Annotated in this window: 19 protein-coding genes; 4 read left to right on the top strand and 15 right to left on the bottom strand. The window is 66.2% G+C overall.

Annotated features, from left to right (window positions below; genetic code table 11):
* Positions 1 to 108: 108 nt before the first annotated feature.
* Together H0W40_RS00265 and H0W40_RS00260 are read left to right on the top strand one after the other, a co-directional pair.
* On the top strand, positions 109 to 1524 hold the full coding sequence (locus tag H0W40_RS00265) for an FAD-linked oxidase C-terminal domain-containing protein (protein WP_292441913.1): 1416 nt from the start codon (positions 109 to 111) through the stop codon (positions 1522 to 1524).
* 84 nt (positions 1525 to 1608) lie between these two features.
* Positions 1609 to 2166, top strand: a complete 558-nt coding sequence (locus H0W40_RS00260; RefSeq protein WP_292441911.1) for a hypothetical protein — start codon at positions 1609 to 1611, stop codon at positions 2164 to 2166.
* Positions 2167 to 2284: 118 nt separating this feature from the next.
* Here the strand turns inward: H0W40_RS00260 and H0W40_RS00255 are convergent, their stop codons facing one another.
* From H0W40_RS00255 to mnmG, 11 genes are all read right to left on the bottom strand, one after another.
* Entirely contained in the window at positions 2285 to 3901 is a 1617-nt protein-coding gene (locus H0W40_RS00255) for a SpoVR family protein (RefSeq protein ID WP_292441909.1), read from the bottom strand.
* Complete coding sequence (locus H0W40_RS00250; RefSeq protein ID WP_292441908.1) at positions 3898 to 5208, bottom strand: YeaH/YhbH family protein; 1311 nt, start codon at positions 5206 to 5208, stop codon at positions 3898 to 3900. Before H0W40_RS00250 ends, H0W40_RS00255 begins: the two co-directional genes overlap by 4 nt.
* A 24-nt stretch (positions 5209 to 5232) precedes the next feature.
* A complete protein-coding gene (locus H0W40_RS00245; protein WP_292441906.1) occupies positions 5233 to 7155 on the bottom strand; it encodes a PrkA family serine protein kinase in 1923 nt (640 codons plus the stop codon).
* Between the two features lie 407 nt (positions 7156 to 7562).
* Positions 7563 to 8540: a ParB/RepB/Spo0J family partition protein gene (locus H0W40_RS00240; protein WP_292441905.1), complete on the bottom strand. Its 978-nt coding sequence runs from the start codon at positions 8538 to 8540 to the stop codon at positions 7563 to 7565.
* Between the two features lie 4 nt (positions 8541 to 8544).
* A complete protein-coding gene (locus H0W40_RS00235; protein WP_292441903.1) occupies positions 8545 to 9075 on the bottom strand; it encodes an alpha/beta hydrolase in 531 nt (176 codons plus the stop codon).
* Between the two features lie 91 nt (positions 9076 to 9166).
* Positions 9167 to 9994 (bottom strand): GNAT family N-acetyltransferase, encoded by an 828-nt coding sequence (locus tag H0W40_RS00230; RefSeq protein WP_292442006.1) that lies wholly within the window; start codon positions 9992 to 9994, stop codon positions 9167 to 9169.
* Positions 9995 to 10004: 10 nt separating this feature from the next.
* Positions 10005 to 10778: a ParA family protein gene (locus H0W40_RS00225; RefSeq protein WP_292441902.1), complete on the bottom strand. Its 774-nt coding sequence runs from the start codon at positions 10776 to 10778 to the stop codon at positions 10005 to 10007.
* Positions 10779 to 10783: 5 nt separating this feature from the next.
* Positions 10784 to 11200 (bottom strand): type II toxin-antitoxin system VapC family toxin, encoded by a 417-nt coding sequence (locus H0W40_RS00220; protein WP_292441900.1) that lies wholly within the window; start codon positions 11198 to 11200, stop codon positions 10784 to 10786.
* Positions 11197 to 11439: a type II toxin-antitoxin system Phd/YefM family antitoxin gene (locus H0W40_RS00215; RefSeq protein WP_292441898.1), complete on the bottom strand. Its 243-nt coding sequence runs from the start codon at positions 11437 to 11439 to the stop codon at positions 11197 to 11199. Before H0W40_RS00215 ends, H0W40_RS00220 begins: the two co-directional genes overlap by 4 nt.
* A 140-nt stretch (positions 11440 to 11579) precedes the next feature.
* Positions 11580 to 12266, bottom strand: a complete 687-nt coding sequence (rsmG, locus tag H0W40_RS00210; protein ID WP_292441896.1) for a 16S rRNA (guanine(527)-N(7))-methyltransferase RsmG — start codon at positions 12264 to 12266, stop codon at positions 11580 to 11582.
* Positions 12263 to 14260, bottom strand: coding sequence for a tRNA uridine-5-carboxymethylaminomethyl(34) synthesis enzyme MnmG (gene mnmG, locus H0W40_RS00205; RefSeq protein ID WP_292441895.1), 1998 nt, complete (start codon positions 14258 to 14260; stop codon positions 12263 to 12265). Before mnmG ends, rsmG begins: the two co-directional genes overlap by 4 nt.
* A 291-nt stretch (positions 14261 to 14551) precedes the next feature.
* On the opposite strand from mnmG, the gene H0W40_RS00200 reads away from it, so the two are divergent.
* Both H0W40_RS00200 and H0W40_RS00195 read left to right on the top strand, forming a co-directional pair.
* Positions 14552 to 14815 carry a YkgJ family cysteine cluster protein gene (locus H0W40_RS00200; protein ID WP_292442004.1) on the top strand — a complete coding sequence of 88 codons (264 nt, stop codon included), beginning with the start codon at positions 14552 to 14554 and terminating at the stop codon, positions 14813 to 14815.
* Positions 14812 to 15591: an SDR family oxidoreductase gene (locus H0W40_RS00195; protein ID WP_292441893.1), complete on the top strand. Its 780-nt coding sequence runs from the start codon at positions 14812 to 14814 to the stop codon at positions 15589 to 15591. Before H0W40_RS00200 ends, H0W40_RS00195 begins: the two co-directional genes overlap by 4 nt.
* A gap of 58 nt (positions 15592 to 15649) precedes the next feature.
* Here H0W40_RS00195 and otsA read toward each other — a convergent pair whose 3' ends face one another.
* The 4 genes from otsA to H0W40_RS00175 all read right to left on the bottom strand — a co-directional run bounded on the left by otsA (position 15650) and on the right by H0W40_RS00175 (position 21986).
* Positions 15650 to 17035, bottom strand: coding sequence for an alpha,alpha-trehalose-phosphate synthase (UDP-forming) (otsA, locus tag H0W40_RS00190; protein ID WP_292441892.1), 1386 nt, complete (start codon positions 17033 to 17035; stop codon positions 15650 to 15652).
* A gap of 18 nt (positions 17036 to 17053) precedes the next feature.
* Complete coding sequence (locus tag H0W40_RS00185) at positions 17054 to 18853, bottom strand: glycoside hydrolase family 15 protein (RefSeq protein ID WP_292441891.1); 1800 nt, start codon at positions 18851 to 18853, stop codon at positions 17054 to 17056.
* Between the two features lie 94 nt (positions 18854 to 18947).
* Complete coding sequence (gene otsB / locus H0W40_RS00180; protein WP_292441889.1) at positions 18948 to 19730, bottom strand: trehalose-phosphatase; 783 nt, start codon at positions 19728 to 19730, stop codon at positions 18948 to 18950.
* A gap of 105 nt (positions 19731 to 19835) precedes the next feature.
* The gene (locus H0W40_RS00175; RefSeq protein WP_292441888.1) at positions 19836 to 21986 is read right to left on the bottom strand and encodes a peptidase domain-containing ABC transporter; all 2151 of its coding nucleotides are present in this window, start codon (positions 21984 to 21986) and stop codon (positions 19836 to 19838) included.
* Positions 21987 to 22131: the final 145 nt, after the last annotated feature.

The following is a 22131-nucleotide window of genomic DNA, read 5'->3' as shown; positions in this document are numbered from 1 at the left end:
AGCAAGAGCGCAAGCCTTGCCTGGCTCACGAGTTCAACGCGGCCGAGGCGGCTCCCTACCTCCCTACAATTGCGCCGCAACGCAAGGCCGCTCAGGAGAACCGCCCCCATGAACGCTCCGGTCGAACTGCTGCCCCAGCTAGCTCCTCGGCCGATACCCGCCGTGATGCTGGACGCGCTCGGAGCCCGCTTCGGTGCGCGCTGCTCGACCGCCCGAGCGGTGCGCGAGCAGCACGGCCGCGACGAATCGCCTTTCGACGTGCCGCCGCCGGATGCCGTGGTCTATTGCGAATCAACCGAAGACGTGAGCTTCGTCGTTGCGCTCGCCAATGCGCATGCGGTGCCGGTGATCGCTTACGGCGCCGGCTCTTCGCTCGAAGGGCACCTGCTGGCGGTTCAGGGCGGCGTCAGCCTCGACCTGAGCTGCATGAACCGCGTGCTGCGCGTCGATGCCGAGGATCTGACGATCACCGTGCAGGCCGGCGTGACCCGCAAGCAGCTCAACGAGCACATTCGCCACGATGGCCTGTTCTTCCCCATCGACCCCGGTGCCGACGCCTCGATCGGCGGCATGGCCGCCACCCGCGCCAGCGGCACGAACGCCGTGCGCTACGGGACGATGCGCGAGAACGTGCTGGGCCTGACGGTGGTCACGGCCAGCGGCGAGGTCGTTCGCACCGGCACCCGCGCGCGCAAGAGCAGCGCCGGCTACGACCTGACCCGCCTCTTCGTCGGCAGCGAAGGCACCCTGGGCGTGATGACCGAGATCACGCTTGAGCTCCATCCGCTGCCCGAGGCGATCAGCGCGGCGGTGTGCAGCTTTCCGAGCATCGACGCGGCGGTGCGCACGACGATCCGCATCATCCAGACCGGCGTGCCGATCGCACGCTGCGAGCTGCTCGACGTGCATGCCGTGCGCGCCGTCAACGCGCACGACCGCCTCGGCCTGCGCGAGGCCCCGCTGCTGCTGATGGAGTTCCACGGCAGCCCGGGCGGCGTGAAGGAGCAGGCCGAGACGGTGCAGGCCGTCGCGGCAGAGTTCGGCGGCGAGGACTTCGATTGGGCGACGACGCCCGAGGCGCGCACGCGGTTGTGGACCGCACGCCATCACGCCTACTTGTCGGCATTGCAGACGCGGCCGGGCTGCCGGGCGGTGACGACCGACACCTGCGTGCCGATCTCGCGACTGGCCGAGTGCATCGACGAGACGGTGAAGGAAGTCGATGCCAGCGGCCTGCCCTACTTCATCGTCGGCCACGTCGGCGACGGCAATTTCCACGTCGGCTATCTGATCGATCCCCTGCAGCCGCAGGAGCGCGAGACGGCCGAACGGCTCAACGCGCAGCTCGTCGCCCGCGCGCTGCGGCTCGAGGGCACGTGCAGCGGCGAGCACGGCATCGGCCTGCACAAGATGGGCTTTCTGATCGACGAAGCCGGTGCGGGCGGCGTGGCGCTGATGCAGGGCATCAAGCGCGCGTTCGATCCGAACAACATCCTCAATCCGGGCAAGATTTTTGTGCTGTGAGCCGCGGACCCGGACGTGTCCCGCGGCAACACCTGCTTGCGTCGGCTCACGCCTGCGCGGCCCTCGCTGCGATACACCCTCGACATGATCAACATGGCTTTTCTCGCCCTGGCGCTCACGCGTCCCACGCTGGTCGGAGCACTGGCGCCTTCGTCACGCCGGCTGGCGCGCGCGATGGCTGAGCAGGTGGGATCGGCAAGCACGGTCATCGAGCTCGGCGCCGGGACCGGCGCCGTGACCGCCGCGTTGCGCGCCGTGGCGCCGCATTCGCCGCTGCTTGCCGTGGAGCTGCAGCGCCATCTCGCCGCCGGCCTGAAGCGTCGCTTTCCCGACGTCGAGGTCAGTTGCGCGGCCGCACATGAGGTGCTGGAGGAGCGCGCCCTGGCACCCGGCGACACGGTGCTCGTGTCGTCGCTGCCCTTTCGCAGCCTGCCCGAGCCCTTGCGCACGACCACCTTGCAGTCGCTGCTGGTGTTCGTCGAGGCGCACCCCGGACGCCGCCTGGTGCAGTACACCTACCAACCCCGCGCACCGTTCGCACTGCCGCGCGCGAGCCGGCTGCAATGGACGCTGCGCGAGGTGGTGTGGGGCAATTTGCCGCCCGCCGGCGTGTGGGTGCTGAAAAACGCCGGCGCCGCCTGATGAGCCGCTGAGCGACCACAAGCTCCGGTATTCGCCGGGCGCTCTGACCGGCCCCGGCTTGTGGCATGACGGCCGCAGGCGCAGCAGGGGGCGGGCACTTGGCCTGCAATGAGACGGATCAGTGCCGCGGACCCGTCACCGTCCAGCGCTTCTCGACTTCGCCCTCGCTGTCCACGCTCTCCAGGTGCGCATCGAAACCCCAGAGCCGCGCCACGTGCTTGAGCACCTCCTGCGTCGCGTCGCCCATGGGGCGGGCGTTGTGCTGCGTGTGCCGCAGGGTGAGCGAGCGGTCGCCGCGCAGGTTCACGCTCCAGACCTGGATGTTGGGCTCGCGCGAGCCCAGATCATATTGCCGAGATAGCGCTTCACGCAACTTGCGGTAGCCCGCTTCGTCGTGGATGGCGCTGACTTCGAGTTCCGGCTCGTCAGAATCGTCCCTGATCGCGAACAGGCGGAATTCCCGCATGAGCCGCGGTGACAGGTACTGGCCGATGAAGCTCTCATCCTTGAAGTTGCGCATCGCATGGTCGAGCGTCGCCAGCCAGTCGCTGCCCGCAAGATCGGGAAACCAATGGCGGTCCTCCTCGTCGGGCTTCTCACAGATGCGCTTGATGTCCGTGTACATCGCGAAGCCGAGCGCATACGGATTGATGCCGCTGTAGCCCGGGTGATCCACCGGCGGCTGGAACACCACGTTGGTGTGCGACTTGAGCCACTCGATCATCATGCCGTCGCTCAGCAGGCCGTCGTCGTACAGCGTGTTGAGCAGGGTGTGGTGCCAGAAGGTGGCCCAGCCTTCGTTCATGACCTGGGTCTGACGCTGCGGATAGAAGTACTGCGCCACCTTGCGAACGATGCGCACGATCTCGCGCTGCCAGGGCTCTAACAGCGGGGCGTTCTTCTCGATGAAGTAGAGCAGGTTCTCCTGCGGCTCGGCCGGAAAACGCTGCGCCTCCGCATCTTCGACCGACTTGTCCGCCTTCTTCGGCAGTGTGCGCCACAGGTCGTTGATCTGCTGCTGTGCGTACGCCTCGCGATCCTCGCGGCGGGCACGTTCCTGAGCCAGGCTGAGCTTGCTCGGCCGGCGATAACGATCGACGCCGTGGTTCATCAGGGCATGGCAGGAGTCGAGCGTTTCCTCGACGGCGTTCAGGCCGTGGCGCTCCTCGCATTCGGCGATGTAATTCTTGGCATAAACCAGGTAGTCGATGATCGACGACGCATCGGTCCACATGCGGAACAGGTAGTTGCCCTTGAAGAAGCTGTTGTGGCCGTAGGCGGCGTGGGCAATGACCAGCGCCTGCATCGCCATCGGGTTCTCCTCCATCAGGTAGCTGATGCAGGGGTCGGAATTGATGACGATCTCGTAGGCCAGGCCCATGTGACCGCGCCGGTAGTTCTTCTCGTTGGAGATGAACTCCTTGCCGAAGCTCCAGTGCCGGTAGTTCACCGGCATGCCGACCGACGAATACGCATCCATCATCTGCTCGGCCGTGATGACCTCGAGCTGGTTGGCGTAGGTGTCCAGCCCGTAGCTTTCGGCGGTGGCGCGGATCGCGTCGTGGTACTGCTCGATCAGCTCGAAGCTCCAGTCACTGTGGCTGGGCAGCGGCTGCGCCGCGCGCTCTCGCCGGACGATGTCGCGGGCGAAACGAACGCGCGCTTTCCCACTCGCGCCCGGGACGTCGAAGAGATCCGGCGTCGGGTCGGGCGCCGCCTCGAAGCGTTTGTTCATGCCGCGCTCCCTTCCTTCTTGAACAACTCCCGGAACACGGGGTAGATCTGGGCAGCCTCGAGCACCTTGCGCATGGCGAAGTGCGGGTGCTGCGCGGCGATCTGGGCGTACTCCTCCCAGAGGTTCTGCTCCGGCTCGGCCACCTGCACGTAAGCGAAGTAGCGCACCAGCGGCAGGAGCTGCTCGGAGACGATCTGGCGGCAGCGGCCGCTGTCGTGATGCCAGTTGTCGCCGTCGCTGGCCTGCGCGCCGTAGATGTTCCACTCACTGGTGGGGAAGCGGTTGCGAATGATCTCTTCCATCAGCACCAGCGCACTGGACACCACGGTGCCGCCGGTCTCGGTGGAGTGGAAGAAGCCTTCTTCATCCACCTCCTGCGCCTGCGTGTGGTGTCGGATGAAGACCAGCTCGATGCGCTCGTAGTGGCGCGTGAGAAAGAGGTAGAGCAGGATGAAGAAGCGCTTGGAAAGATCCTTGCGCGCCTCGTCCATCGACCCCGACACGTCCATGACGCAGAACATGACCGCCTTGGTGGTCGGCACCGGCACGCGGATACGGCTGCGGTAGCGCAGGTCTATCGGATCGAGGTAGGGAATGCGCGCGACCTTCTGACGCAGCAACTCGATCAAGGCCTCCGTGTCGCGGATTTCGCGCAAGCGCATTTCGCGGCCCGGGTCGAGATCGAGCCAATCGCTGTCGGCCCGCATGTGCTGCTGGAGGTGCAGCAGGTGCGCCTCGAGCTGGCGCAACTCGCGCCTGGCATCCGCGCCCAGCGCGATGCGCCGGCCGATCGCGCCGCGCATCGAACGCACGACGTGCAGGTTGTTCTGCGTGCCGTCGGTGCTGTAACCCGCGCGCTGCGTCTTAAACTCCGGCGTGTCCGCCAGGGTGGTTTTGATCAGGTTGGGCAGCGCCAGATCGTCGAAGAAGACCTGCATGAACTCCTCGCGGCTGAGGTGAAAGACGAAATCGTCCTCGCCTTCGCCCGAGTCGCTGGCCTGGCTACCGCCGCGGCCGGCGCCGCCTTCGGGCCGCTTGATGCGGTCACCGCGGACGTACTCGCGGTTGCCCGGGTGCACCATCTCGCGCGAGCCGCCCTGGCCGTGGTGGAACACCGGCTCGGAGACGTCGCGCTTGGGCAGCGAGATGTCCTCGCCCTGCTCGATGTCGCGGATGCCGCGGCCGCTGACCGCCCGGCGCACCGCCTCGCGGATCTGGTCCTTGTGGCGGCGCAGGAAGCGCTCGCGATTGCCAATGGACTTGTTCTTGCCCGCGAGCCGCCGGTCGATGATCTGCTGCAGCGCCATGGAGTGCCCGGTCGCCCCGCTGGTTCAGGAGCTCTTGCGCACGCGCAGGTACCACTCGCACAGCAGGCGCACCTGCTTGGGCGTGTAGCCCTTGTCGACCATGCGGTTGACGAAGTCCTCGTGCTTCTTGGCCTCGTCGGCGCTGGCCTTGGCGTTGAAGCTGATGACCGGCAGCAGTTCCTCGGTGTTCGAGAACATCTTCTTCTCGATCACCGCGCGCAGCTTCTCGTAGCTGGTCCACAGCGGGTTCTTGCCGGCGTTACCGGCCCGCGCACGCAGCACGAAGTTGACGATCTCGTTGCGGAAGTCCTTCGGGTTGGAGATGCCGGCCGGCTTTTCGATCTTCTCGAGCTCGCCGTTCAGCGAGCCGCGGTCGAACACCTCGCCGGTGTCGGTGTCGCGGTACTCCTGGTCCTGGATCCAGTAGTCGGCGTAGGTCACGTAGCGGTCGAAAATGTTCTGACCGTATTCGCTGTAGCTTTCCAGATAAGCAGTCTGGATCTCCTTGCCGATGAATTCCGCATAGCGCGTCGACAGGAACTCCTTGATGTAGCCCAGGTACTTCTGCTCGGTTTCGCTGGCGAACTGCTCGCGCTCGATCTGCTGCTCCAGCACGTACATCAGGTGCACCGGGTTGGCTGCGACCTCCATGCTGTCGAAGTTGAAGACCTTGGACAGGATCTTGAAGGCGAAGCGGGTCGAGACGCCGCTCATGCCTTCGTCGACCCCCGCGTAGTCCCGGTATTCCTGGTAGCTCTTGGCCTTGGGGTCGGTGTCCTTGAGGCTCTCGCCGTCGTAGACCAGCGCCTTGCTGAACAGCGACGAGTTCTCCGGCTCCTTCAGGCGGGTGAGCACCGAGAACTGCGCCATCATCTTCAAGGTGCCCGGCGCGCACTTGGCCTCACTGAGCGACGAGGTGCGGATCAGCTTCTCGTAGATCTTGACCTCTTCGCTTACGCGCAGGCAGTACGGCACCTTGACGATGTAGATGCGGTCGAGGAAGGCTTCGTTGTTCTTGTTGTTGCGGAAGGCCTTCCACTCGCTCTCGTTGCTGTGCGCCAAGACAATGCCGTCGAAGGGAATCGCGCCGAAGCCCTCGGTCCCTTTGTAGTTGCCTTCTTGGGTAGCGGTCAGCAGCGGGTGCAGCACCTTGATCGGTGCCTTGAACATCTCGACGAATTCCAGCAGGCCCTGGTTGGCCAGGCACAGGCCGCCCGAGTAGCTGTAGGCGTCGGGGTCGTCCTGGGCGTAAGTTTCGAGCTTGCGGATGTCGACCTTGCCGACCAGCGAGCTGATGTCCTGGTTGTTCTCGTCGCCCGGCTCCGTCTTGGAGATGCCGACCTGCTTGAGGATGCTCGGCCGGCGCTTGACCACCTTGAACTTGCGGATGTCGCCGCCGTACTCGTCGAGCCTTTTCACCGCCCAGGGCGAGAGAATGCGATTGAGGTAGCGGCGCGGGATGCCGTATTCCTTTTCCAGCGTGGCAGCGTCTTCGATCGCGTCGAAAAGCCCCAGCGGCGACTCGTTCACGGGAGAACCCTTGATCGCGTAGAAGGGCACTTCCTGCATGAGCTGCTTGAGCCGCTCGGCGATCGAGCTCTTGCCGCCGCCCACCGGGCCGAGCAGGTAAAGGATCTGCTTGCGCTCCTCCAGGCCCTGCGCGGCGTGGCGGAAGTAGGAAACGACCTGCTCGATCGCGTCTTCCATGCCGTAAAACTCGGCAAACGCCGGGTAGCGCTTGATCACCTTGTTGGCGAAGAGGCGCGACATGCGCGGCTCGTTGCGCGTATCGAGCAGCTCCGGCTCGCCGATCGCCTTGAGCATGCGTTCGGAGGCGGTGGCGTAGGCCGTTGCTTCGCGCTTGCAGATATCGAGGTATTCCTCGAGCGTGAATTCCTCTTCGCGGCTGCGCTCGTAGCGCGCTGCAAAGCTCGTGATCACATCCATCGCTTCCTCCAATTCGGTATCGGGAGGCGGCGTCGCCACGGGCTGGCCGGCATTCGGCTCGCCGTGCAGCGCTGCCTTCGGTTTCTCACTCTATCGGTCCAACGATCATGCGTGCGTTTCACATCGGTGTGATGCCCGGAGAACCCGGTCTTTTGACCGCATCTTCACGATGAACCAGATGCAACGGCTTTGCCACGCTGTGCAATTAGCATGCCCCTTTCGTGCCGCGAGCGCCACGCCGAAGTAGGAGCCCGTGTGCAGCAGTGTGGTTCCGCGGGCACAGCGTGCATCGTCCTCGTTAACGTGCGAACGCGGCTCGGTTCGCCGAGATTGCACCGCGTGCAAGGCGCGCGAACTCGTCAAGCATTCCGGCGCGGTGGGCAGTAGCGCGCGCCGAAACCCGACGGTCAGCCGCCCGAGGGCGTCGCACGCCGAAGCTTGTCGAGCAGGCCGCCGAGTTCATCGAGCGAGCCGAACGCGATGGCCACCTCGCCCTGCTCGCCGCGACCGGAGCGCTTCTTGATGCGGATCTCCACGGCGGCGGTCAGCAGGTCGGCAAGCTCTTCCTCGAGCCGCGCAACATCGCGCGACTTCGAAGGCAGCGCTTGCCGTGGCGGCTGCTGTCCAATTGAAGAGGCCGCGCGTGCGACCAATCGCTCGGCTTCGCGCACGTTGAGCTTGCGGGCAACGACTTCTGTTGCGGCGATGATCTGTTGCGCCTTCTCCAGCGCCAGAAGTGCACGCGCATGGCCCATGTCCAGGTCGCCGGCCATCAGCATCTGCTGGACGGGTTCGGCGAGGTTGAGCAGGCGCAGCAGGTTGCTGGCCGCACTGCGCGAACGGCCGACCGCCTGGGCGGCGAGCTCATGCGTCAGCCCGAACTCGTCGGTCAGGCGCCGCAGACCCTGCGCTTCTTCCAGCGGGTTCAGGTCCTCGCGCTGCATGTTCTCGATCAGGGCCATGACGGCCGCCGACTCGTCCGGCACCTCGCGCACGAGAACCGGCACTTCGGACAAACCGGCCAGTTTGGCGGCCCGCACACGGCGCTCGCCGGCAATGATTTCATAGCGATCAAAGCGAGCGCCAACTCCGCTCTTATCGCTTGGAAACATTGGTGCATTTGTGCCGTCCATCGATCCAGACCCCGTCACCGGCCGGACGAGAATGGGCTGCATGATCCCTTGCGACTTGATGCTTTCGGCAAGTTCGTAGAGCGATCCCTCGTCCATGCGCGTGCGCGGCTGGTACTTGCCAGGCTGCAGTTGCTCGAGCCTGAGCGTGGTCGGCTTTGCGTCGCCGGCCGCCGGCTCGGGGCGGTCCTGCACCTTGGGGCCGAGCAGCGCTTCGAGGCCGAGCCCGAGGCCCTTGGGTTTCTTCGTCGCCATGGTGTCAGTCGTGTTGAAGGTCATGAAGCAGCGCCAGCCCTTGCGGCCAGTCGCCGAGGCCGGAGTCGGCATTGAGGTGGCCGAGCGGACCGGCAGGCACGAGCAAGGCGCCCCAGGCCTGGGCCATTTCGGCGGCCCGTTCGGTCGTGCAGTAAGGGTCGTCGCTGCTCGCCACCACCGTCGCCCGGAACGGCAGGCGCGTGCGGACGATCGGTCGCCAGGTGTGGAGCTGGGGCGGCATGTCGGGCCGCTCCGTGTCGGGCGGGGCAACCAGGAGCGCTGCATGCACTCTCGCCGTGTGGCGCGAGTGCGCCGCCCAGGCTGCCACCAACTGACAACCCAGACTGTGGGCGACCAGCAGCGCCGGGGACGGCTGCGCCAGCAGCACTTCTTCGAGCCGCGCCATCCAGTCGCCCCGGCGGGGTTGCAGCCAATCGTGCTGCTCGACACGGCGGTGGCCGCAAAGACGCTCCCAGCGCGATTGCCAGTGCGTGGCGGGCGAGCCCTGCCAGCCGGGCAGCGTCAGGATTCGCATGTCGTGTCGCGCGGCTCGGACGGGTGATTGCGGGGCGTGGGGCGCCATGGCCACAGGCGCCAGTTCCCGGCGGCTGTCATGGGCCGTTGGTTTATCCGAGTTCATCAGTGTCCTGGCTGCGGTAGTGATAGGCGTAGGCATCGACAAAACCCAGGCGCGCATAGACCGAGCGCGCCGCGTGGTTGTCGGCGTCTAGCTGCAGGTAGGCGCAGCGCGCCCCGCGCTCGTGCGCCAGCCGAAGCAACTGCAGGCATAGCGCGGTGGCCAAACCGTTTTGGCGCTGCTCGGGGACGGTGAACACGTCGTAAAGCCCGACGAGATCGTCCTCCATCGCGAGCTGGCCACAGGCGAGCAGGCTGCCGCCGCGCTTGAGTAGCAGCCCGCTGTAGGCACTCGGCGACTCGCGAAGGCGCTGCGCATGCGCCTGACGCTGCGCTAGTGGCGTGCCGCGCAAGGCCCCGACCGCCTCGGCGAATGCGCCGTGGCCGGGCGCCTCCAGCTCGCAACCGGCGGGCAGCGTTGCGGGGCCCAAACCGTCCAGGCCGACGCGGACCATCACCCGCGTGTCGTCGAAGGCCTTGAAGCCACGCGCCTGAAGCAGCGCATCGAGCGTGGCCGGCTGCGTGAAGGGGGTGATGCGCACGATGAAGGGCAGACTCGCCAGCTCGAACACGGCTTCGGCACGCGCCAGCAGTTCGGGCAGCGGCAGACGGCCGACGGCCAGCGCGTTGACGCACCGCGCACGCTTGGCCTTGCCCGGCGACAGCCGCAGGATCCAGCCGCCCAGCACCCGCTGTTGCGGAGGCGCGGACGCGTTCAGCCCGGCGTCTTCGATGCGCGCCAGCAGTCGCGCGTCGAAGGCCGGCGACAGGCCGGCCGCTGGGAGGCGGGCGACGGCCGGCGGCGCATGGACGATCATCGTCACCGCCTCAGCGCAGGCTCTCGATGCGCACGACCATCTCTCGGGCGAATTCGACGAATGCCTGGGCGCCCTTGCTTTGCGGATCGAACACCACCCCGGGCAAACCGTAGCTCGGCGCTTCCGCCAACCGCACGTTGCGGGGGATCACGGTGTTGAACACCTTTTCGCCGAAGTGCGCCTTGAGCTGCTCGCTGACCTGCTGCTGCAGCGTGATGCGCGCATCGAACATGACGCGCAGCAGGCCGATGATCTGGAGCTCCGGATTGAGGTTGGCATGCACCTGCTTGATGGTGTTGACCAGGTCCGACAGGCCTTCCAGCGCGAAGTATTCGCACTGCATCGGCACCACCACGCCGTGTGCCGCACACAGGCCGTTGAGGGTGAGCAGACTGAGCGAGGGTGGGCAGTCGATGAGCACGAAGTCGTAGTCGTCCGCAGCGGGGGCCAGCGCGGCTTTCAGCCGTTGGTCGCGCCGCTCGAGCTGCACGAGCTCTACCTCCGCGCCGGCCAGTTCGCGGTTGGCGCCGATGACGTCGTAGCCGGCCTTTTCGCTGCGCTGGCGGGCTTCGGCGATGGAGGCCGATTCGAGGAGCACGTCGTAGACGGTCAGCTCGAGCCGGCGCTTGTCGATGCCCGAGCCCATCGTCGCATTGCCCTGCGGGTCGAGGTCCACGATCAGTACTCTTTGGCCGATCTGCGCGAGCCCGGCCGCCAAGTTGACGCTGGTCGTCGTCTTGCCGACGCCGCCCTTCTGGTTCGCAATGCAGAAAATCTTGGCCATGGGCATCAGGGAGCGAGAGTGGGTATGCGCAAGGCCGCTGCGGCGCGCTGCAAGGACGGATCGAAAGTGGCCAAGGGTAACTGCCGGCGCATCGCCAGATCGAGATATGTCGCGTCCTGGACCGACAGGCCCGTCTCCTGCGCGAGGAGCAGCACGTCATGGCGCGCTCGCTCGGGAGCAGCGGCGTCTGTCTGAATTTGCAGGCGGTCGAACAAGGCGCCCAGGAGGCGCAATTCGGTGGATTCCAGAAGGCCGTGTCGTTGCGCGGCGAGCAGCGCAGCGGCCATTTCGGTGTGCCAGAGCATGGGCACCAGCACGCCGCTTTGGGTTGCTTGATCCAGCAGCCGCTCGCTGAAGGACTCGTGCTCGTCCGCAAAACACCAGCTCAGGGCAGCGGAGGTATCCAATACGAAGGAGCTCACCTGCTGCGGCCTTCGTCGCGCAATCGGCGCCAGGTCAGCGCGCCCATTGGGTGATTGCGCCTGAACAGCCTTAGCTGCTCTGTCAAGCCTTCAGCGTCTTGCCCTGCCGGCGCTGGCGGAACCAGCCGTGCCACCGGGCGGCCATGGCGCGTGATGACGATCTCTTCGCCACGCTCGACGCGCTCCAGCAGTGCCGACAGATGCGTCTTGGCTTCGAACGCGCCGACGAAGGCATTCATTAGGTCGAGTCAAACCAGAAGTTTTGGCTGGTCGTATTTTCTGGTTTGTGCGAGTGCTGCGTCAAGCCAAGCTTGACGCAGCCCGCCCTCGCCTCAGCCGCGCTTGACCTGCCTTGCTATCGACGTTGCTATCGAGAGCCCTATACGCGCTGGGCGGCCATCGTCCGGCGCATCCATACGATACAGCGCTCTGCATTCAACCCCGGCACCTCCAGTGGTTCCACGTGAAACACTTCTATGTCTTGAGGCAACTGCGCAATCTCTTGATTCGGGACCTTGCCCTTCATAGCAAGCCACACGCCTCCCTCTGCAAGTAACGGCGCTGTCGACGCGGTAAAACTGGCAAGCGAAGCGAAGGCGCGTGACACGATCACTTGCCAAGGCTTAGGTACCAGCGCCTCCACACGCGAATGCACTGCCGCAAGGTTGCGCAATCCCAGTTCCACTCCCACTTGACGAATGAACCCGGCCTTCTTGCCAACGGCATCCACGCAAGTCATTGACCATTCTGGGCAGGTAACCGCAATAGAAATGCCCGGCAGGCCGGCGCCACTGCCGACGTCGAGCAGAGAAACTTCACCCCGCCACCCGTTGCTAGCAACCACCTGCCGAAGCGGCCGGACTGCCGCCAAGCTGTCGAGCAAGTGCTGCGTGAGCATGTGCGCCGGTTCTCGTACGGCAGTGAGGTTGTAGACGCGATTCCACTGCTCGATCAGCGCGAGGTGCCGCAGTAAAAGGCCTTGCTGCACGCCGTCCAAATCGAGTTTCAGACCAACAAGTCCTTCCCTTAACGTTGCGGCCAGCCGGTCTTGGCTTTCAAACGTCATGCTGGAGCGTCCACACCCACTGGCTGGATCGTCTGAGAATCGTCGAAGCGCCCTTTTTTCAGATGAACCAGCAAGAGCGATATCGCCGCCGGTGTCACTCCTGCCATTCGCGCCGCTTGCCCCAGTGTTTCTGGCCGGTGGGTCTGCAGGATGTGCCGAACCTCGTAGCTCAGGGCTTTGATCTCGCGGTAATCCATCCCTACTGGCAATCGCAGCTCCTCGTGGTGTACTGCACGGTCGATCTCGTCATTCTGCTTGTCGATGTAGCCCGCATACTTGGTTGTGATTTCCATCTGCCCGATGACAGCGTCGGCAAGCCGCTCCCCGAGCTCTGTGCGCAACTCACTACGGCCGCGAGTCGCGAGGTCAGGCCGTGCTATTCGGCTCACCTCCGTCACCAGGTCAAAGTCACAGTCAGGCCGACGCAGCAGGTCAAACAACGAGTGTTCATGTTCCAGCGCCTTACCCAATAGCCGCACTGCCTCAGAAGCAATCAACAGCTTTGGATTCACCCAAATCGATCGAAGTCGTTCTGTTTCACGTGAAACAGCGTCACGCTTGCGGTTGAAGGCTTCCCACCGAAGATCATCAATCAGTCCGAGAGCCCGTCCCGAGTCGGTCAAGCGGACGTCGGCGTTGTCTTCGCGAAGCTGCAGTCGAAACTCGGCTCGGCTGGTAAACATGCGGTAAGGCTCGGTTACCCCCTTGGTGATCAAGTCATCGACAAGGACTCCCAGATAGGCCTGACTTCGGGTCGGCACCCAAGCGGGTTGATCGTGGGAATGAAGTGCTGCGTTGATGCCCGCATGCAAGCCTTGCGCTGCAGCTTCTTCGTACCCGGTCGTTCCGTTGATCTGCCCCGCAAAGAACAGGCCCCGGATGGCCTTCGTTTCAAAGCTCGCACGCAGCGCGCGAGGATCGAAGTAGTCGTATTCGATCGCATACCCCGGCCGCAGGATGTGCACCCGTTCCAAACCGGGCATCGAGTGAACCGCCTTGAGCTGAACGTCGAAGGGTAGAGAAGTGGAAATCCCGTTCGGATAGAACTCGTTCGTCGTGAGCCCCTCCGGCTCCAGGAAAATCTGGTGACTGCCCTTGTCGGCAAAGCGGTTCACCTTGTCCTCGATGCTGGGGCAGTACCGAGGTCCGACACCGGCAATCCCACCAGTGAACATCGGACTGCGCGTAAAGCCGCCGCGGATGATCTCGTGGGTGCGCTCGTTCGTGTGCGTTATCCAGCATGAAATCTGGCGCGGGTGAAGATCCGTACGGCCCATGAAGCTGAACACCGGCACGCCTTCGCCCGCAGCTTCATCCGCTCGTGTTACGCCGTCGCCCGGTTGCTCGGTGAGGCGGTCGAAATCGATCGTACGTCCATCGAGGCGCGGCGGCGTGCCGGTCTTGAGGCGGCCTTGCGGCAGCGCGAGTTCCTTGAGTCGAGCCGACAAGCTCATCGCCGACGGATCGCCGGCACGCCCCGCGCTGTAATTCTGAAGGCCGACGTGGACCTTCCCGTCGAGAAAAGTGCCTGCGGTGAGCACCACCGTCTTTCCACGGAAGCGAATACCCACTTGCGTGACGGCCCCTGTCACTCTGTCTCCTTCGGTCATCAGATCATCCACGGCCTGTTGGAACAACCACAGGTTTGGTTGGTTTTCGAGCCGCCGCCGGATCGCCGCCTTGTACAGAATGCGATCGGCCTGCGCACGCGTGGCTCGCACCGCTGGGCCCTTGGAGCCGTTCAGAATTCGAAAGTGAATACCCGCTTCGTCCGTCGCCAGTGCCATAGCGCCCCCAAGGGCATCGATCTCCTTGACGAGGTGCCCCTTTCCTATCCCGCCGATCGACGGGTTGCAGCTCATCTGACCGAGCGTCTCGATGTTGTGCGTCAACAACAACGTGGCGCAGCCCATGCGGGCAGCCGCCAGCGCCGCTTCGGTGCCGGCATGGCCGCCGCCGACCACAATGACATCGAATTCCTGGGGATAAAACATGGCAAGCCTTTTTCGCCCGGCCAACGGCTAGGCACACTCCGCCCTGGAGCGGGCGAAGCCTAAATTTTAAGCAGCACGGCATTGAGAGGCGCAGACCTCACGCCCCTCAGACGCTCCGCCCATCTCCGAGACCGATGTCTGCGGACGCGCCCTCGACTCCCGTCGGACAATGCCGTGCATGAAATTGCGTCATCCCTGCGCCGCCTCTGCCCGCCGCATCGCGATGGCGATCTCGGCACTGCGCCGCGCCTGCGTCCGGTAAGGCGCTTGCCGACTGAAGGCGAGGGGAACGTGAACTGCCGCTCTGGTTGCGGCGCATGCTGCATTGCGCCCTCGATCTCCAGCCCTATCCCGGGAATGCCGGCCGGCAAGCCTGCCTCGGTGCGATGCGTTCAGCTCGACGTCGCCAACCGCTGCAAGCTCTTTGGCGATCCGCGTCGTCCCGCCGTGTGCGGCAGCCTCCGGCCCTCGACCGAGAGGTGCGGGTCGTCGCGGCAGCAGGCTTTGCGCGGGCTCGGCTGGCTGGAGCAGGCAACGGCCGGTCCCTGCGCATGAACGCGGCTTTCGCACTCGACGGAAAGATCGCCCTCATCACCGGAGCGGCGCGTGGCCTCGGCTTCGAGATTGCCCGCGGCCTGGCCGCCGCTGGCGCGCACGTTCTGCTCAACGGCCGCGACCCGGCGGCACTGGCAGCGGCCCGGGCGGCGCTGCAGGCCGAGTTGCCGGCCGCGGCGATCGACCTTCTGGCATTCGACGTCGCCGACGCCCAGTCGGTGGAGGCTGCCTTCGAGCAGATCGAGCGCAGCCCCGGCCGCCTCGACATTCTGGTCAACAACGTCGGCCAGCGCGACCGGCGTGCGCTCGACGCATTCACCCTCGATGAAGTGCGCCGCTTGCTGGAGGTGAACCTCGTCGCACCATTCGAACTGGCGCGTCGCGCGGCACGGCTGATGGGCCGCGGCCCACTGAGCGGCGGCGGGCGCATCGTCAACCTCACGTCGATTGCCGGCCCGATTGCGCGCGACGGCGACGCGGTCTACACGGCCACCAAAGGCGCCCTCGATGCTTTGACGAGGGCATTGGCCGCCGAGTTGGGGTCGCGCGGCATCACCGTCAACGCCGTCGCTCCGGGATTCTTTGCGACCGAGACCAACGCCTCGCTCGCCACCGACCCTCGCACGCTCGACTGGCTCCGGCAGCGCAGTTCGCTCGGCCGTGTCGGGCAGCCGGCCGAGATCGCCGGCGCGGTGGTGTTCCTGGCCTCGCCGGCCGCCAGCTACGTCACCGGCCACACGCTCGCGGTCGACGGCGGCTACCTGGCGCACTTCTGAGCTGCAAAGGCGAACCGGACATGGTGGCCACGGCAAAAGCGCAAGCCGCCGAACCGACTCAACCCGGCGCTCGCTCGGCCTCTTCCAGCGCGCGCAGGAAGCTGATCCGCCACCAGTGCACGTCCTGCTCGCGAATGCGCGTCAATAGCGCCTGATGGCGCTCGCGGCGCTCGCCCAGCGGCATGCGCAAGGCGCGCTGCACCGCTTCGGCGGTGGCACCGGTGTCGTAGGGATTCACCAGCAAGGCCTCACGCAGCTGTTCGGCTGAGCCGGCGAAGCGCGACAGCACCAGCACGCCCGGATCTTCCGGATCCTGAGCGGCGATGAACTCCTTCGCCACCAAGTTCATGCCGTCGCGCAACGGCGTCACCAGCGCCACCCGCCCCGCACGGTAGAGCCCCGGCAGACGGCGGCGCGCCAGTGTGCGGTGGATGTAGCGCACCGGCATCCAGTCGAGTTCGCCGAACTCGCCGTTGATCTCGCCCGACAAGCCTTCCAGCTCGCGACGGATGTCGGCGTAGGCATTCAGACCCTCGCGCGTGGGCGTTGCCACCTGGATCAGCGTGGCGCTCTTCAGGTTCTCGGGGTAGTTGGCGAGCAGCCGCCGAAAGGCGCGCAGCCGCTGCGGGAGGCCCTTGGAGTAGTCGAGCCGGTCCACGCCGATCAGCAGTTGCCGCTTGGCGTACTGCTCGTGCAGCGTCTTGCGAATCTCCATCGACTCGGCCGTCTCGCCGAGCGCGGCGAACTCGTTCACGTCGATGCCGATGGGGAAGGCGCGCGCGCGCACCTGCCGATCGAAGGCGCGGTAGTGGTCGTCGCCCAGGGGCTCGGCACCGGCCTCCGACTTCACATAGCGCGAAAAGTGCTCCACGTCGGCCTCGCTCTGCAGGCCCACCAGGTCGTAGGCAAACAACGAGCGCATCAGCCACTCGTGCGCCGGAATCGCGGCAAGGATCAGCGGCGGCGGCAGCGGGATGTGCAGGAAAAAGCCGATGCGCTGCGTGCAGCCGGCCGCCCGCAGTTCGGCGGCCAGCGGGATGAGGTGATAGTCGTGAACCCAGATCACGTCGTTGGGCCGCAGCAGCGTCATCAGCTTGCGCGCGAAGAGGCGGTTGACTCTCTGGTAACCCTCGAAAAAGCCGGCCTCGAAGTCGGCGAGATCGAGCCGGTAGTGAAACACCGGCCACAGCACGCGGTTGGAATAGCCCTCGTAATAGGCCTCGTGGTCGGCCGCGTTGAGGTCCAACGTCGCCAGGGTCACCTTGCCCGACTGCTGCGAATGCATCGCCCCGCTGTCGCCTTGCTCGACCACCTTGCCGCTCCAGCCGAACCACAGGCCGCCACTGGCAGCCAGTGCCTCGCCTACCGCCACCGCCAAGCCGCCGGCCGCCGGCTTGCGAGGGTCGCCGACCCGGTTGGACACCACCACCAGCCTGCCTGCCATTGCCGTGTCCTTCAGTGTTCAGATCACCGAATCCCACGGCGCCGACAGGCGCACAGCGGCGTTGATCACGCCGACCATGGAATACGTTTGGGGAAAGTTGCCCCAGAGCTCGCCGCTCCGGGGATCGGTGTCTTCCGAGAGCAGGCCTAACGGGTTGCGCACCGCCAGCATGGCCTCGAAGATCGCCCGCGCCTGCTCGCGCCTGCCGATGCGTACCAGCGCATCGATGCGCCAGAAGGCGCAGATGTTGAAGGCGGTTTCGGGCTTGCCGAAATCGTCGGCCGCTTCGTAGCGGCGCATGTAGGGCCCATCGCACAGGCTCGCTTCGAGCGCGTCGACCGTGGCAATGAAACGCGGATCGCGGGGATCGATGAAGCCGACCTCCGCCATCAGCAGCACGCTGGCGTCAAGGTCGTTGCCGCCCAGACTCTCGGCGAAGGCCTGGCGGCGTTCGCTCCAGGCCTCCCTCAATACCCGCTCACGGATGGTGTCGGCCCGCGCGCGCCAAAGGAGCGCGCGTTCCGGAAGCGCCAGCGCCACGGCGATCTTGGCGAGGCGGTCACAGGCGGCCCAACTCATCAGCGCCGACGACGTGTGCACGCGTGCGCGGGTGCGCAGCTCCCACATGCCGGCGTCGGGCTGATCGTGCGTGGCCCAGGCGCGCTCGCCCACCGCTTCGAGCAGGGCGAAGTCGCCGGCGTCGGCGCGCCGGAAGAGCCGCCGGTCGTGGAAGGACTGCGCGGCGCCGAGAATGACATTGCCGTACACGTCGTGCTGGAAGTGTTCCTGCGCCTGATTGCCCACGCGGACCGGGCCCATGCCGCGGTAGCCGCGCAGGTGATCGAGCTGAACCTCCGGCAGGGTCTTCTCCAGCCCGATGCCGTAGAGCGGCTGGATGTGCCCGCCCGCCGCCTCGCGCACCACGTTGTGCAGCCAGCGCAGGTAGTCCTCCATCGTGCCGACTTCCGACAGGCTGTTGAGCGCGCGTACCACGAAGAAGGCGTCGCGCAGCCAGCAGTAGCGGTAGTCCCAGTTGCGCTGGCTGTCGGGCGCCTCGGGAATGCTCGTCGTCATTGCCGCAACGATGGCGCCGGTCTCCTCGAACAGGCACATCTTGAGCGTGATGGCGGCCCGGATCACTGCGGCCTGCCATTCCAGCGGCAGGGCCAGCGCGCGCGTCCAGCTGCGCCAGTAATGCGCGGTCTGCTCCTCGAACTCCCGTGCGACCTCGGCCACGCCGCGCTCGACCGTCTCGTCCGGGCCGAGCAACATGTTGAGCGGCCCGCCCAGCGAGAACCAGATCTCGGCCTCGATGTAGGTGATGGGCGCGTCGGTGGTGAGGCGCAAGGTGCCGGCGGGGCCGCAATAACGCAGGTGATGGCCGCCTCGCGTGATCTGCGGCACCACGCGGCCCCAGTCGGCCATCGGCCGCATGCTGATGCGGATACGCGGGTGGCCGCGCACGGGATGGACACGCCGAATCAGCACCGCCGGGCGAAACGGCCGATTGCGCGAAAAGAATCGCGGCGCGAAATCGACCACCTCGATCGCATCGCCGTTGCGGCCGATCAGCCGCGTGCGCAGGATGGCGGTGCCTTCGTCGTAGGACTGCTCACTGCGCTCGAAGTCCTCGATCTCGATCGTCCAGCTACCGTTGGCCGGCCACGAGGGCGGATCGGCCAGCAAGGCATGGAACACCGGGTCGCCGTCGAAGCGCGGCAGGCAATACCAGACGATGCGCGCCTGCGCGTCGATCAGCGCGCTGATGGAACAGTTGCCAATGAGGCCGAGGTCGAGCGAGCTGCCATGCGGCCTCATGGACGCACCCAAGCTCTTCGCCCCGCCCAGCCGAGCGCAGGGGCGCGCCGCGTACAGGGAAGGGGGCCTTGCTTACCCCGGCGGCCCTGCCGGCTCATGGCGCGCTCTGCGGCTGGGCCGACTGCGGCCACTGCGCGAGGGCCGCCTGCAACCAGACGCGCACCGCATCGGGGTCGGCCAGGCGGTGCAGCGCACCGCTCGGCCCGGGCCCGACCTTGACGCCGGCACCGCCCGCGGCCTGCACCGCAGTGAAGCCGTCTTCGTCGGTCGCGTCGTCGCCGATGAACAGCGGCACGCGACCGGCGAACTCCTCGCTTTCCATGAACTCGATCACCGCATGCGCTTTGGTGGCCCGCTTGGGCTTGAACTCCACCACGCACTTGCCGAGCAGCACGGTCCAGTCTTCCTGGTGCGGTCGCACCGCCGCCAGCAGGGTCTGCTGGCACACGTCGCCGAGATGCGGCGCTTCGCGGTAGTGCAAAGCGAGCGCCGAAGGTTTGCGCTCGAGCCGCAGCTCCGGGTAGCGAGCCACGACACGCTCCACTGTGTAGAGCACATCGGCCGGCGGAGCACCGGCCTGCACGCGCGTGCGGCCCTGGGCATCGCGCCGCTCCACGCCGTGCACGCCGGCGGCCGGCAGGCGCAGCGGCGCGAGGAAGGCATCGAGCTCGCTCAGCGGCCGCCCGCTGATGATCGCAAGCGCCCCATTCAAACGGGACTGCAGGCTGCGCAAGGTGGGCACCAGCCAGGCGCCGACCTCGACATCCTGCGGCCGCAGCATGATCGGGGTGAGCGTGCCATCGAAATCGAGAAAGAGCGCGCAACGCGGATGCAGTTGCGGCAGTGGCGGTGCGTCGTCATTCACAACGCGCACCATAGCAAACCCTCGGTGGGGCCGGCACGGCGCGAGCGAAATGTCACACCTCGCCAGCGCCTTTGTGTGCCGCAGCGCACCGGCCCGAGCTCGCGTTCGGTCTGTGCTTCAGGGGCCGGTTTCGGATTGCGCGTGATTAGGCACGCTGCGCAGATCCTGCGTCACGCGGCCACCCTGCAGCACGATGACCCGTGCCGCCGCTGCAATGGTTTCCGGCCGGTGGGCCACGATCACGCGCGTGATGTCGAGCCCGCGGATCGCCTGGTTGACCATCCGCTCGCGGTCGACGTCGAGCGCACTGGTGGCTTCGTCGAGAAAGAGGATGCGCGGGCGTTTGTAGAGCGCGCGGGCGAGCAGGACGCGCTGCTTCTGCCCGCCCGACAGGCTCGCGCCCATGTCGCCGATCAGCGTGTGATAGCCCATCGGCAGGGCCTCGATCTCGTCGTGCACGCAGGCCAGGCGTGCGCATTCCTCGACCCGAGCTGCATCCATCTGCACGTCGAAAAAGCCGATGTTGTCGGCGATGGAGCCGCCGAACAGCTGGTCGTCCTGCATCACCGTGCCGATCATGTCGCGCCAGCGTGCCAGGCCGAGTTGCGCGAGCGGCACGCCGCCGACGCGGATCTCGCCGCTTTGCGGAGCGTGAATGCCGAGCATCAGCTTGAGCAAGGTGGTCTTGCCGCAGCCCGACGGTCCCACGATGGCCACCGATTCGCCCGGCTCGATGACCAGGCTGGCGCCTTCGAGCACCTTCGGCTCGGTGTCGGCGTAGCGGAAATCGACGTCGCGCACCTCGAGCCGCGCTGCCGGTTCCTGCCGGGCGTCTTTGTCCTCGACCTGCACCTCGGGTGCGGTGAGCACAATGTCGGCCAGGCGCTCGCCCTGCAGCCGCAGCATCTTCAGCTCGACCACCTTGTCGATCAGGCCGGCCACGCGTTGCGCGAACTGTTCCTTAAATGCGAGGAAGGCGAACAGCATGCCGACCGTGAACAGCTCGTCCATCACGAGCAGCGCCCCGACGCCGATGACGGCGATGCGCTCCAGGCCGAACACGAGCTTGTTGGCGACGCCGAAGGCGAGATCAAGCTTCTTGGTGGCGATGTCGGCATTCATCGCATCGACCACCAAGTTCATGAAGCGGGCACGGCGCTCGTCCTGCCGGTTGAACAACTTGATGGCCTGCACGCCGCGCAGCGATTCGAGGAAGTGCGTCGAGCGCGTGGCCTCGTGCACGATCGCCTCCTCGGTGGCGTCGCGCAGCGGGCGGAAGAAGGCCCAGCGCAACACCGCGTAGATCGCGACCGCGCCCAGCGCAATGCTGGTCAAGAGGGCGCTGTAGACCCACATCACGGCGAGCGTCACCACGACCAGCAGGCCGTCGAGCACTGCCTCGATGAAGCTGGTGGTGAGCGTTTCCTGAATTTTCTGGATTGCGCCGAAGCGCGACATCACGTCGCCGGCATGGCGCTTCTCGAACCACGCCACCGGCAGGCGCATGAGGTGCGCAAACACATTGCCCAGCCACTGCAGGTTGAGCGTGCTCGACAGATAGAGCACCGCCCAGGAGCGCAACGCACCCGTCGCCACCTGCAGGCCCATCAGGAGGCCGAAGCCGATCACCAGCGTGATCAGCAAGTCGCGGTCGCCGCTGAGCAGGGCGCCATCGACCACCCACTGCAGCAGGAAGGGCGCGAGCAGCATGAACAGCTCCAGCGCCAGGGCGAGCACGAAGATCTGCACCAGCGAGCGCTTCAGGCCGCGTACCGGACCGAGCAGCTGGCGCAGGCCGACATGCTGGCGTTCCGTCTTGGCCTCGAAGCCGGCGCCGGGCAGCAGTTCGAGCACCACGCCGGTGAAATGCCGGGACAGCTCGGCCAGCGGCAGCCGCCTGATGCCGCGCGCCGGGTCGTGAATGGTTGCCACCCAGCCGCCTCGCGCGCGCTTGACGTCGCTCAGCACCACGAAGTGGTTCAGATCCCAATGCAGGATGCAGGGCAACTGCAATTGCGAGAGGTGCTCCAGCTCGGCGCGCAGGGGCCGGGCGTTGAGCTGCAGCGCTCCGGCGAAGCGCACGAGGTCGGCCAGGGTCGCGCCCTTGAGCGACAGCGAGAAGCGTTGACGCAGCGTGGCCAGGTCGGTGCGGTGGCCATGATGCGCGGCCACCATCGCCAGACAGGCCAGTCCGCATTCGGCGCCCTCGGTCTGCAGGACCATCGGTACGGCAGAGGCGCTCCAGCCCCAGCGCAGACCGTCGCTCACTGGGGCACCTGCGGTGCGCGCAGCGGCCTGCAGGCCGCTGCCGCTCGGCGGGCTCGCCGCATGCGGCTCGAAAGACCCGCCTTGCCCCTACGCGCTGCGCGCGGTCCCGCCGAGCGGGAGCATGAGCCCTTGGGGCGGCCCGGCG

The organism is Methylibium sp. (assembly GCF_013817345.1).
GTDB lineage: Bacteria > Pseudomonadota > Gammaproteobacteria > Burkholderiales > Burkholderiaceae_C > Methylibium.
This window is presented reverse-complemented; position numbering and strand designations above follow the sequence as displayed.